Raw genomic sequence first — 12304 nt, forward strand, 5'->3', positions numbered from 1 at the left:
CAAAGCAAGGCTTCAATAAACTTCATCACAAGCGAGAGGAGGAATGCTCCCTAGCCAAATATTCGGACACATTTAATTATCGGACAAAAAGTCACGAGTGAACTGGGTCATGCGTCGGTCTTGAACGATAAACAGCAACGAAATATTTTCTCACTCGGCTGCCAAGGACCCGACTTTCTTTTTTATCATAACTTTCTCCCTTGGAAAAAAGACAAGAAATTAAATGAACTCGGAAGTCTCATGCACAAAGACGCCTGCGGACCGTTTCTACTTGATCTTGTTCGTCAGGTACAAGGCAGAGGCTTATATAATCCTGCCGTTCTTTACGTACTAGGATTTTTGACACACCATGTTTTAGATCGTAATTTACATCCCTATGTATTCTATAAGTCAGGCTTCAAGAAATGGGATCATCAACGCTTTGAAATCATCATGGATACCATCTTTGCAAAGCATGAGCGAGATATTCAAACATGGAACACACCGGTATGGAAAGAAATTTACGTTGGCGAAAAGTTTCCCCTTGGTATCGTTCCTGCTCTTTCCGCTGCTGCAGCGATTCATTATCCCGAAATCGCTTCGCAGATGCGCGAGTCCGATTGGGATATCGCCTACTACGACATGATCCGTGCACAAAGGTTATTTCATGATCCAAGTGGACTCAAACGTATGTTGACGTTCGGTCAAATATCACCATTAGTATTTACGAAGCATCCGGCTCCGCTCGATTATTTTAATGAAGCCAAGACGGCTTGGAACTGTCCGACGGATCTGAATGAAACCTACACCTATACTGTGTGGGAGTTACTGGACATAGCCATGAACGACGCGACCAATGTGCTTCAATCAGCTATTCAAGTCTTGCAACGAGGCACAGAGGCTGATTACGACGCTTTTGGCGAAGTACTCGGAAATCGCTCTTATGAAACTGGTAAAGACTGCGAGCTACACTTGCCAATTACCTATGTTCAGTCCATTTTGTGACCAGATAGGCATTCGTAACACACCTTAAACATACTATTCGTTTCTGAGCTCGGGTTTCAGTCTATATGTATGAAAAAAACCACGAATTTTGTCATTCGTGGTTTTTTGGATTTGTATAATTCGGGATTTGCCAATCGATTTCTGTCATATTAAGTCGATTTAAGATGGCATTAACTTTAGAAAAGGGCTTACTACCGAAAAATCCGCGATACGCCGATAGCGGGCTAGGATGGGCCGAAGTCACAATTACATGTCTCGCCACGTCAATGAATGATGCTTTAGACTGTGCATGACTTCCCCAAAGCAAGAAAATAACAGGCTTTTCCCTCGCACTTAATGCTTGTATGATCCGATCTGTGAACCGTTCCCAGCCCTTCCCCTTATGGGAATTAGGCAAGGCCTCACGAACAGTTAAAACCGTATTTAACAGCAGAACCCCTTGTTCTGCCCAGGACTTCAAATAACCATGATCAGGTATGGTAAAGCCAATATCCGTCTCTAATTCTTTATACATATTTCTTAGCGATGGAGGAATTGCTATCCCAGGTTTCACGGAGAAGCTTAGCCCATGTGCTTGCCCATTTCCGTGATAGGGGTCTTGTCCCAGAATAACAACCTTCGTATTCTCAAAGGAAGTCCACTCCAAAGCATTAAAAACCTCATCCACTGGTGGATAAATGATTTGCTGAGCAAACTCCTCCTGAAGAAACTGCTGTAATTCCATATAGTATTGTTCTTGAAATTCCTCTTCTAAAACAGTCAACCAATCATTCGTCAATGACCTCACTCGGCAGTTCCCCTATCCACTCATTCGGTGCCCAGTGCACCCGTAGCAACATCCTTCAACACAATCTTTCCATCCGTTTCTGTTCCGTCAGCCAGGACAAGCTTCAGCTTCGTCGTTTTTCCTTTTTGGACGAGAGCCTGCACCTGTGTATCCGTTAAGCTTCGTCCGAAGCTTTCCTTCCAAATGACGAAGCTGCAGCCTTCCTTATAATGCGAACAGCCGTAGCCTTTACGCCCCATGAAGAGAGAGCCGCCGCAACCAGGTCTTGGGCACGTGGCGATGAATGTGCTTGTTCCGTCACCTGCCTGCTTCGCAGCAGGAGCTTTCTTCTTTGCAGGAGCTTTCGCTGCTGCGTCCCCCCGCGAAGGTGTCTTCGCTGAAGCTGCCCCACGCTTACCTGCCGCCTCCGGTGCATTCTCCCCTTCGAAATCCGTTTTCGAAGCTCTAGCTTGCTTACGTACCTTATCGACGATCAGCGTCGCGAACCTTTTCACATTATGCATAAACTGCTCATCAGAGGCCGTGCCACGGGAAATTTCATTCAATCTGCGCTCCCATTGCCCAGTCATCTCTGGTGAAGTCAGCAGCTCGATACCCGCTCCACGAATTAACTCAACAACCATTCTGCCCTTTTGTGTCAAAATGATTTTCTTCCCTTGCATGTCGATATAACCGACCTTCTTGAGCCGTTCGATCGTTGCCGCTCGTGTGGCCGGCGTGCCTAAACCGGAGTCTTTCATCGCATCTCGCAGCTCTTCATCCTCGATCTGCTTACCCGCGCTCTCCATGGCCTTCAGCAAGGTACCCTCATTAAAATGCTTGGGCGGCTGAGTATCCTTTTCCTTCACAATCGCATCCGAACAAAGCACTTCCCCATCGGCATCAATGGAAAACGGCTCGTTGACTTCGAGCTCTTCCTCGTCATCAGTGTCTTCCTTTTCTTTCCCTTTCGGGGCCTTCGCCTTTTCCTTCTTCTGATCGGCGTAAATGACCTTCCAGCCTAGGGACAACAGTTCTTTAACGGTTGTCTTAAAAAGCTCCTGTTCCACTTCCGTCATAACCGTATGAACCTTATAGGCTGCCGGCGGGTAAAATTGCGATAGAAAACGCCTCACGATGAGATCGTACAATTTCTGCTCGTCTGGACTTAGTCCTGAAGCCTTTTTATTGGTAGGTAAAATGGCATGGTGATCTTCTACCTTCGTTGGATTACAAATGAATTTATTATTAATATGAACAAGATTGCGATTAGCACCCTGAACGAGCTCATGGTAAGCCGTACCTTGCAAAGCGTTTAACGCCTTATGCATGTCTGGAATATTTTGCTCCGTCACATAGTTGGAATTCGTTCTTGGGTATGAGATCACTTTGTGTTTCTCGTACAAGGCTTGCGCCGTATCCAGGGTCTTTTTGGCAGAAAAGGCATATTTCCCGTTCGCTTCACGCTGCAATAAGGTCAAATCATATAATTTGAATGGGAATTCTTTGGTATCCTTCACTTCATAGGATTGGATCCGAGCTGGCTTCCCTTTCACTTTCGCAGCAAGTGTCTGCGCTTTCTCGCCATCTGTAAAACGATCCCCCTGCCACATGCCGCGATATGCCGTTTCCCCCTGGGCAAAGTGCCCCTCCAGCTCATAAAATTTAAGCGAAGAGAACGCCTCAATTTGCTTCTGGCGATCATAAATAAGCGCAAGCACCGGCGTTTGAACACGTCCCACGGATAGCAATACATTATGCTTAGTAGTAAACGCACGTGAACCATTCATCCCAATCAACCAATCCGCTTCGCTTCGAGAGCGCGCGGCACGCGTCAAATTCTCGTATTCCGCGCCATCCTTTAAGGTTGCGAAGCCATTACGAATCGTTTCCGAGGTTAGATCGGAGATCCATAACCGCTTAACAGGCTGATGCAGCCCTAGGTGGCGTTGAATAAGAGAGAAAATGTGCTGCCCTTCTCGCCCCGCATCGCAAGCGTTGACCAAATGATCACATTTCTTCGCTAATTCCGCAATCACCTTGAGTTGATCGTACGTACGCGGGTTAGGAATTAATTTAAACTCGGAAGGAATGATCGGCAGATGATTGATATTCCACTTTTTATATTTTTCATCATAGTGATCCGGTTCAGCTAGTTCAATCAAATGACCGATTGCCCAAGTGATGATATATTGCTCACCTTCAAGGTGAGACCTCATATTTTTGGCTTTTGGCTCTATTGCGGCAGCTATGTTTCGCCCCATGTCGGGTTTTTCCGCAATAATTAATGTCTTCAACCACAAATCGCTCCTAACTTGTGATTCCCGAAGCATCTCTGGAAATCAGATTCTGTCGATTCAGTGTATCCCACTTTAATAGCGCCTGCAATATCGATCACGCGAAATTCGACTTTTGGCATGAAAAAAACGCAAAAAAACCTCCAACCCCACTTATCGTGGAATTGAAGGGTTAACTGGAAAAGTTCGTTAGACCAGCTTCCCATTCCAATAATAGCTATCTTCCCGGTATACCTKGAAAGCAATCTCCACTTCAGGTATGCCGAGTGACAAGATGTGCTTAGTGACTACATTTGCATAGGCATCGCGAATTTCCTGACCTCGTTCGAACCAGCCTACCTCAATAAATGGATAGGTTTCACAAACCTCTCCTCGAGCAATGGAGACGGTAGGCAGACATTCCAACATAAAATTGTCTGTTCCACAAGAACAGACTTCTGCTAATTCTGAAATAAGCGCTGTACTTATGGATTGGATGTGTGGAATACTTATCCCTCTAATAATCATATGCGGCATACTGGAAAGCTCCTTTTTGTACAGGTGCGATTAAGCTTTCATTAACTCTTTTATAGTTTGCAGGGACACCCCTGTTTGATGATAAATTTCAAAAAGTGTCGCACGTGGATTCGCTCGAACAAAATCCTTCACTTTATGTGAATCGTTCAGAACTAGCTGCAAGCAGCTTATACACCTTGTTTCCCACTTCGTGAGAAATAAGCGCCCACATTTATCACAGTTGCAAAGAGACATCCTGACACTCCCCTAAACCCGATGAATAACCTAACTTTGATTATGTCATTCGTTAGGGCGTTCCCGTTTCAGGGGGTACACCAGAAAATTAATTATGAATTTCTACGACATCGCCAACCTTGAGCTCGCCTGGATGCTCGACGTAAGCAACAATGCCTCTTGCTTGCTGCGCCTTTTGAATGAATAACTTCGTTAAGATCGGCTCTCCATAATGGCTTGCAATGATACGTCCAGGACCTGAGCAAGGCTCATTCTCCCCTTCACATACCAACCCGCCGCCACTAGGAAGTATCATCCGGATCCCCATTGGCAGCTTGGTTAACTCTGGCACACCGCTTACAACAATATTGGCGCCTAACCATGCAGGTTTGATTTCCTCCACACCAATGCGCTCAGCAATTCCCTTTAGCTCTTCCACTGAAACAATACTAAGCTGACGTCGATTCATAATCTCCTGACCACGCTTGTACATGGGCTGACGAACATCCGCTTTGGCGAAAATACCGAAATGGCGATCTCCCTCGATTCCGCCGAAACGCAGCTCTACACGCTCAAGCTCTCTTGTCACAAATGTCGATGGATCATCTGCAATTAGGATCGCTTCAATTCGTGCATGAATGGGCATACCGAGTCCCCCTCCTTTCATTAAAGCCTACAACTGCACAACTTCATGCATCGGCCAATACACACCATCCTGCCAACCCAATACAAAAGCTTCCCAGCGTCTCTCTTCTGGAAAATCAACCAAGTTACCGAAGTATCTGCCGATTGTGACAAACTGTGTATGATGAGCTTTGAGTGCAGCAGCCTTAACGGGCCATAGAGTCTCCGTGTCAACGGTGATTGACGGTTGATGTCCTTGAGCTCGCAACAGCGGGGATACCGCATAATAAAGCTTTCTTACACTCGGACAAGCTCCGCTATGCACAGCTGCAGTGGTCGCCTTGGAAATCGCGATATGGTCTCGATGACCATTACCTCCGTCTTCCGCAAACGTAAACACGTGCTCGATTTCATGCCGCTGAATAAACGAGATGACACCTTGTACTAATGTCTGAAAATCAACCTCATCCAACTGACCATCTGGCCATTTCAAATGCTCGACCGTAGCAATCCCCAGAATTCCGGCAGCTACATTCATCTCTTGTTCGCGTAATTCGGCTAACTCATGTCGATTCTTCGCACGCTCTAATCCTTGTCGACCCGCATCGCCTCTCGTGGCTAACAGCAAGACCGGGGGTTCTCCTTCGTCAGCAAGACGGCGAATGAGGCATCCGCTTAAGAACGTTTCATCATCAGGATGGGCATAAACAAACCCGTTGATTGACCCCATTGCACGTCCTCCCTTCATTACAATGTCATTTAAGCTAAAATAGCCTCAATATCCGCTCCAATTTCCGCAGGTTCTGTGCGTGCACTGTACTGTTTAACAACATTACCGTTCGCATCAACTAAGAATTTCACGAAATTCCATTCAATGTCGTTAGTAGCATACGGCTCAGGCGTATGACTAAGCAGGTATGTGTACAACGGATGCGCATGCTCACCTTTTACATCGATTTTATCAAATAGCGGAAAAGTCACTTTGTAGTTCAGCTCGCAAAACGCTTGAATCTCTTCGTTCGTACCTGGCTCCTGACCAGCGAATTGATTACAAGGAAAACCGAGTACCGTCAAGCCTTTACCTTCGTACTGCTCGTACAGCTCTTGAAGACCTTTGTAATGCGGAGTAAGTCCGCAAGCACTTGCTGTGTTCACGATAAGAAGAACCTTCCCCTTATATGCTGAAAGTGGTTGTGTTTCACCTGTAATCGTCTTAACCTCGATATCATAAATAGACATGATTTCCTTCGCCTCCATCAAAATAAATTGCATACCTTCTGAGTATACCATCCCTTTCCACAGATGCCCAAATGTAAAGGGAATGATTTTCCAGAATCACTTTCTATCTCCATTCAGGTGTGTTATAGTGTTTACCTGTTTATGATAATTCAATAGACAACATCTGATCTTAGGAGGTAACTGATCTTGGACACAAAGACTCAAAGTGCCTATCAAGAAGAACTGCAACGGCTCGAGCAAACGAATAAGGAAATCGATAAACAGCTGGAGCGCCTTAGAGCAACTCCGGTCTATTACGGTCCCGATTTAACGGAGCAAGCCCTTGAAGTTTTACGTGAGAACGGCAGACACAATTTAACCAAAGCCATTGACGAGCCGTATTTCGGCCGCCTTGACTTCGAAGAAACAGGCGCTGGTTCACCTGTACCGCTTTACATTGGTAAAGCTGGTGTTGAAGATGAGCGAACAGGCCGACTTCTAGTCATTGATTGGCGCGCTCCAGTTGCAAGCCTTTTCTATTCCTTCACAGGCGGATTGGACGCCGCTTCTTATGACTCACCTGATGGTCTAATTGACGGCCTAGTCTATTTGAAGCGAAATCTTGTTGTGCGTAAGCAAATTCTCCAGCGTGTTGTAGATACATACGACCGAAATGAAGACTCCCTCTCTGTTGGCGATGAGTTCTTGCTGTACCGATTGGGCGAAAATAAAGATAACAAGCTGCGCGATATTGTCTCCACGATTCAAGCGGAGCAAGATCGCATTATTCGTGCCGCGAAGAACACAGCACTTATTATTCAAGGGGTCGCAGGAAGCGGTAAAACAACCGTAGCCTTGCACCGACTCGCATTCCTTCTCTATCAATATCGCGAACAGGTTCGGGCGGAACGCATGATCATTTTCGCTCCCAACTCAATGTTCTTGGACTATATTTCAGGCGTATTGCCTGAGCTTGGTGTCGGCAATATTGGGCAGAGCACCTTTACCGATTGGGCACTCGAAGTGCTCGATCATGAGGTGCAAATCGCAGATCAAGAGCTCACGCTGCAGCGTTGGTTTGCCCTCGGCAGTAAGCGACCGCCGGTTGACGATCAAGCGCCAGGGCGTTTCAAGGGAGCGATTACCTTCAAACATTTCTTGGACGACTGTCTCAACCGTCTTGAAGAGACCTATGTTCCCACTGCTGACTTTTCTCCTTGGGATGGCGTCAAGCTGCCTATCGCCACCATTCGCGAATGGTTTTTCGTCGAGAATAAGCACTATCCGATGATCAAACGTCGTGAGCGCGTCGTCGCGCGGATCAAGCGTTGGATGGAGATGCAGCTCGATAAAGTTTGGGAGCAAAGCCTGAAGAAAGAATTGAAGAAGAAATCAGCTCAAAAGCTTCGCACCTACCTTACGGCTTGGCCTGAGTATACGGCATTCAGCTTTTATAAAATGCTCTTCACTGACAAAGGTCGACCAGATAGTCTGCCAGCAGATCTGCTGAAAGACCTACCAGAGTCGATCGTGACGGCTTCTGCGAAGCTTTTCAAAAAGAAGGAAGTACAACTAGAGGATCTAGCTCCTCTTCTCTACATCCATACACGACTTCACGGCATTTCGTCGGACCGATTATTCGATCATGTTGTCATTGACGAGGCGCAAGACTTCTCACCATTCCAAGTGTCCGTGTTGGATGCATACACACGGAATAGCTCTTTTACGATTCTAGGCGATTTATCGCAAGGAATTCATGCCTACCAAGGCATACAGGATTGGAAAGAATTTTCTAGTCTGTTCCAAACGGAGGAAACCGGGTATTTCGAGTTGGAACGGAGTTACCGTTCTACTATGGAAATCATCCAGTTTGCGAATTTGGTGCTTCAGCGCGGCGTTAGCAATCCTTTGTTGGCAGTTCCCGTATTCCGCAGCGGAAATAAAGTTCGCGTGCTGCAAGCGTCGCTGAAAGAGCGACTGCCGCTGCTGCAAAAGGCGATCAAAAGCTTACATACGGGTACGTCCAGTACCATCGCTGTCGTTGCACGAACCGAGAAGCAAGCTCAAGAGCTGCATGAGGCATTGACCCTCATCGGGATCGAGACGAATCTGATCACCTCGAAGCAACGCGTCTATCGCGGCGGGATTTCTGTGTTGCCTGTTTATTTGACCAAAGGCTTAGAATTCGACGCTGTTATTCTGATGGATGTTACCGCTGAGCACTATGAAACGACCCTCATGGATGCGAAGCTGCTCTATGTGGGTTGCACACGTGCCCTGCATGAACTATGGTTGCTCGTGACGGGGGAAATGTCGCCGCTCGTTACAACTGTTGATTCGGAAATTACAACGACTGAGTTTCCACAATAAATCTGGCTGGATTTGCTTTAAAACGCATTCGAACCTAACGTCTAGGCCCCAAGGCTATGCGAGCGGTTTTAGATAACATTACCGGATAACGCTATTCAGCACCATTGGACACCTAAATGAAATTTAGCGTTACGCGATAACGCTAATAACGCCAAAAGTTGATGTTTTCTCAGATTTTATCACAATAGCGTTACGCCATCACTTTATTTCCAGCTAGAACAGTAAAAAGCCCGAATAAGATGATGCCATCACCTTATCTCGACACAGGCTACAATCTCATTCGCAGCTATCGACTAGGCCCATGGCAATGTAGCAGCTTTTGAAACTTTATTTTGGTCTACAACCAAAATCCCTACATAAGGTAGGTATTCTCGCCAAACAGAAAAAACGTGTGCGGAAACTGAAACCTTTCTAATATGTTAAAAAAGACACCTACCCACCAATCACAAGGATCGTTGGGAAATAGGTGTCTTTTTTTCATTTTAATATGCGACCAATACGCCGCCTTCGCCTGCGTAGGTGCCAATTACAGTGCCCATATTGGAGAACAGCACGTTGCGAAACGGATGCTTTTCCAACAGCTGGGCCATGAATTCACGAGCTCTTGCTTCGCAGTTGCTGTGCGCGATCGCAATGACGTCTTTCTCGTAATCATGCTCTTTATCGCCGAGAAATGAGATTAAGCGCTTCAAAGCCTGTTGCGTGCCGCGAATTTTTTCAACAACTTCTATGGCGCCTTCTTCACTAGCTTTCATGAGAAGCTTTATATTCAAAACAGAAGCTACAGCGCCACGGACTCTGTCGAGTCTTCCGCCTTTAATGACATTTTCCAGCGTGTCTAGGAAAAAGAACGTCCCTGCGCGCTTGACCGCCACTTGCATCGCAGCAACCACTTCATCATAGGACATACCATTCGCCACCTTCTGAGCTGCTTGATACACAAGCACACCTAACCCTAGCGAGGTTGTCTTGGAATCAATAACTTCGATGCGGCCTGTGAAGCCCTCTTCTAGCAACATGTCTTTCGCCATAACCGCGTGATGGTACGTAGAGCTTAATGCCGATGAGAGACAAATCACCAAAATATCCTGATCAGGACCAGCCTTCTGATACTCATCTAGGAAGTGCCCAGGCGATGGGCTAGAGGTCTTCGGCAACGCGCTATCCCGCTTCATTCTTGCATAGAAATCGGCAAGATCCATATCTGCCGGCATACATTCCTCGCCAAATTGAACCGATAAAGGAACGATCCCTACTCCTATTTCATCCACAATACTTCTCGGGAGGTCACAGCTGCTGTCAGTGATAATCTTGATTGTCGTCATGGCGGTCCACTCATTTCTTATTTTTTGGCGAAAACTCTTTCTTTACTACTACTACGCCATTACCTGTTAATAGGTTTCGAGAATCGATCACCCTAGTTCTACCATCCGGAAATTTCCCAGAACGATATGTAAAGCTCAATCCTACAATTTTAGATAACATTCGTCAAAATCCGTAAATCGTCATACCGCCATCCACGAAAAGCGTTTGGCCTGTGACATAGTTAGCCGCATCGGAAGCCAAGAATACAGCGGGGCCAACTAACTCCTCTAACTCACCAACGCGACCCAGTGGCGTCCGTGCAATAATTTCTGCCAAATAGTCCGGCTGACTCAAAATTTTCTCTGTAAGCGGTGTTTTGAAATACCACGGTCCGATGCCATTCACAAGGATGCCATATTTCCCCCACTCCAGAGCAAGCACCTTGGTCATTTGAATCATGGCTGCTTTCGTCGCGGCATAGACGACGCCAGTTCGCAGCGCTACCTGCCCGGCAACAGAGGCGATATTAATGATTCGCCCGTATTCACGTTGCTGCATATGGCGTCCGACAATCTGTGAGCACAAGAACGCGGATTTCAAGTTCGTTTGCATGATCTTATCCCACTCTTCATCCGTGACAGCCAAAGCTTGACTACGGATATTCATACCCGCATTATTGATGAGAATATCAATGCGATCTGTCTGGGCGATGATAGCATCAACCGCCAGTTCAATTTGTTCACGATTCGTAACATCTACGGTAAACGGATAGGCTTGTCTGCCTAAAGCGCGGATTTCCTTCGCGACATCTTCCAAATCCGAAGCCGTTCGAGCGAAGATAGCAACATCAGCCCCCGCCTCTGCTAAGCCAATGGCAAGCGCTCGTCCAATGCCTCTTCCGGCTCCGGTAACAAGTGCAATTTTATTATTCAGTTGAAATGAAGGTAAATACATCGTTTCATCGTCCAATCTATATAAGGAGTTCCCATTCCGACAAAGAAAGAAGGGTTTGATATGCAATATTCCATTAAAGAAGAAAAAGCCAATGCATTCACGCACGGTATTGGCGTTGTACTCAGTCTCGCAGCACTTGTTCTGCTCATCGTACAAGCTTGTACGCAAGGGAATGCTTGGCATATCGTTAGCTTTAGCATCTTCGGTACAGCGCTTGTAATCCTTTATACATGTTCCACACTGCTGCACATCGTTACTAACACAAAGTTAAAGGATGTTTTCGAAGTCCTCGATCACTCGGCCATTTACGTGTTAATCGCTGGGAGCTATACCCCCTATTTGCTCGTAACATTACGGGGAGTACTGGGGTGGTCATATTTCGGCGTCATATGGGGCTTAGCCCTCATTGGCATTGTCTTGAAGCTATTTTACGTAAAAAGATTCATTCTGATTTCAACCTTGTGCTACATCGTGATGGGTTGGTTAATCGTCATCGCGTTTAAGCCGCTTTACGTTCATTTACCGTTAGGCGGCATCATTTGGTTAGTTGCTGGCGGCTTATTCTACACATTTGGCTCCATTTTTTATGTATGGAGGCGCATCCCCTATCACCATGCCATATGGCACCTATTCGTGTTGGCCGGCAGCGCCTGTCATTTCATTTCCGTTTTCGGGTATGTGAGATAACTTCATCTATATGAACAACTGCTGCAGCTGCTGCAAGGATAAGGCAACCTCTAATTGGTTAGCCACCTTCTCATAGCCTAGTTCATTGGGATGGATGGCATCCTCAGATRGGAATCGTGCCGCTTGACCAACAAACGCGTCGTAAACCTGCACGATTTGAATATGCGGCTGTTCTAATTTACGCAAAAATAGATTAAAGCGCTGTACCCAATAAGCTGCATCTGGAATCTGTGGTAATGGATTATACAAACCAATTAAGGCCAGTAAATACGGGGATTGTACGCCTTGCCGCAGTTTTTCAATATGTGCGATGAGTTTACGATAGTTGGACTCATACGTTTGCAGCGCCGTTTTGAGCACCGTATTATCC

At 46.3% G+C, this 12304-nt stretch carries 13 protein-coding genes; 3 read left to right on the forward strand and 10 right to left on the reverse strand.

Annotated features, from left to right (window positions below):
- Positions 1-78: 78 nt before the first annotated feature.
- On the forward strand, positions 79-984 hold the full coding sequence (locus AC1DVJ_RS28380; protein WP_477595812.1) for a zinc dependent phospholipase C family protein: 906 nt from the start codon (positions 79-81) through the stop codon (positions 982-984).
- A 91-nt stretch (positions 985-1075) separates the two neighbouring features.
- On the opposite strand, the gene AC1DVJ_RS28385 is transcribed toward AC1DVJ_RS28380, so the two are convergent.
- The 7 genes from AC1DVJ_RS28385 to AC1DVJ_RS28415 all read right to left on the reverse strand — a co-directional run bounded on the left by AC1DVJ_RS28385 (position 1076) and on the right by AC1DVJ_RS28415 (position 6639).
- Entirely contained in the window at positions 1076-1771 is a 696-nt protein-coding gene (locus AC1DVJ_RS28385) for a uracil-DNA glycosylase (protein WP_477595790.1), read from the reverse strand.
- 20 nt (positions 1772-1791) lie between these two features.
- A complete protein-coding gene (locus AC1DVJ_RS28390; protein WP_477595792.1) occupies positions 1792-4047 on the reverse strand; it encodes a type IA DNA topoisomerase in 2256 nt (751 codons plus the stop codon).
- Complete coding sequence (locus tag AC1DVJ_RS28395; RefSeq protein ID WP_477595794.1) at positions 4044-4169, reverse strand: hypothetical protein; 126 nt, start codon at positions 4167-4169, stop codon at positions 4044-4046. Before AC1DVJ_RS28395 ends, AC1DVJ_RS28390 begins: the two co-directional genes overlap by 4 nt.
- A gap of 67 nt (positions 4170-4236) precedes the next feature.
- Positions 4237-4563: a DUF1904 family protein gene (locus tag AC1DVJ_RS28400; protein WP_477595796.1), complete on the reverse strand. Its 327-nt coding sequence runs from the start codon at positions 4561-4563 to the stop codon at positions 4237-4239.
- A 322-nt stretch (positions 4564-4885) separates the two neighbouring features.
- The gene (locus tag AC1DVJ_RS28405) at positions 4886-5422 is read right to left on the reverse strand and encodes an MOSC domain-containing protein (protein ID WP_477595798.1); all 537 of its coding nucleotides are present in this window, start codon (positions 5420-5422) and stop codon (positions 4886-4888) included.
- Between the two features lie 27 nt (positions 5423-5449).
- The gene (locus AC1DVJ_RS28410) at positions 5450-6130 is read right to left on the reverse strand and encodes a PIG-L deacetylase family protein (RefSeq protein ID WP_477595800.1); all 681 of its coding nucleotides are present in this window, start codon (positions 6128-6130) and stop codon (positions 5450-5452) included.
- A gap of 29 nt (positions 6131-6159) precedes the next feature.
- On the reverse strand, positions 6160-6639 hold the full coding sequence (locus AC1DVJ_RS28415; RefSeq protein ID WP_477595814.1) for a glutathione peroxidase: 480 nt from the start codon (positions 6637-6639) through the stop codon (positions 6160-6162).
- A 186-nt stretch (positions 6640-6825) separates the two neighbouring features.
- Between AC1DVJ_RS28415 and AC1DVJ_RS28420 the strand changes: the two genes are divergently transcribed.
- Positions 6826-8988, forward strand: a complete 2163-nt coding sequence (locus AC1DVJ_RS28420; RefSeq protein WP_477595802.1) for a HelD family protein — start codon at positions 6826-6828, stop codon at positions 8986-8988.
- 482 nt (positions 8989-9470) lie between these two features.
- Here AC1DVJ_RS28420 and AC1DVJ_RS28425 read toward each other — a convergent pair whose 3' ends face one another.
- Both AC1DVJ_RS28425 and AC1DVJ_RS28430 read right to left on the reverse strand, forming a co-directional pair.
- A complete protein-coding gene (locus AC1DVJ_RS28425) occupies positions 9471-10313 on the reverse strand; it encodes a DegV family protein (protein ID WP_477595804.1) in 843 nt (280 codons plus the stop codon).
- Positions 10314-10476: 163 nt separating this feature from the next.
- Positions 10477-11247: an SDR family NAD(P)-dependent oxidoreductase gene (locus AC1DVJ_RS28430; protein ID WP_477595806.1), complete on the reverse strand. Its 771-nt coding sequence runs from the start codon at positions 11245-11247 to the stop codon at positions 10477-10479.
- A gap of 60 nt (positions 11248-11307) precedes the next feature.
- On the opposite strand from AC1DVJ_RS28430, the gene trhA reads away from it, so the two are divergent.
- Positions 11308-11934 carry a PAQR family membrane homeostasis protein TrhA gene (gene trhA, locus AC1DVJ_RS28435; RefSeq protein WP_477595808.1) on the forward strand — a complete coding sequence of 209 codons (627 nt, stop codon included), beginning with the start codon at positions 11308-11310 and terminating at the stop codon, positions 11932-11934.
- Positions 11935-11940: 6 nt separating this feature from the next.
- Here trhA and AC1DVJ_RS28440 read toward each other — a convergent pair.
- Positions 11941-12304 (reverse strand): SGNH/GDSL hydrolase family protein (locus AC1DVJ_RS28440; protein WP_477595810.1); only part of this gene is annotated, 364 nt, incomplete at its 5' end.

The organism is Paenibacillus sp. P4_A9, assembly GCF_056402415.1.

What these genes read in the sequence shown, in the direction of transcription:
- AC1DVJ_RS28430 (WP_477595806.1), bottom strand. Translation starts at nt 11,247, where the DNA reads ATGTATTTACCTTCATTTCAACTGAATAATAAAATTGCACTTGTTACC.
- AC1DVJ_RS28395 (WP_477595794.1), bottom strand. Translation starts at nt 4,169, where the DNA reads ATGCCAAAAGTCGAATTTCGCGTGATCGATATTGCAGGCGCTATTAAA.
- AC1DVJ_RS28410 (WP_477595800.1), bottom strand. Translation starts at nt 6,130, where the DNA reads ATGGGGTCAATCAACGGGTTTGTTTATGCCCATCCTGATGATGAAACG.
- trhA (WP_477595808.1), top strand. Translation starts at nt 11,308, where the DNA reads ATGCAATATTCCATTAAAGAAGAAAAAGCCAATGCATTCACGCACGGT.
- AC1DVJ_RS28415 (WP_477595814.1), bottom strand. Translation starts at nt 6,639, where the DNA reads ATGTCTATTTATGATATCGAGGTTAAGACGATTACAGGTGAAACACAA.
- AC1DVJ_RS28405 (WP_477595798.1), bottom strand. Translation starts at nt 5,422, where the DNA reads ATGCCCATTCATGCACGAATTGAAGCGATCCTAATTGCAGATGATCCA.
- AC1DVJ_RS28425 (WP_477595804.1), bottom strand. Translation starts at nt 10,313, where the DNA reads ATGACGACAATCAAGATTATCACTGACAGCAGCTGTGACCTCCCGAGA.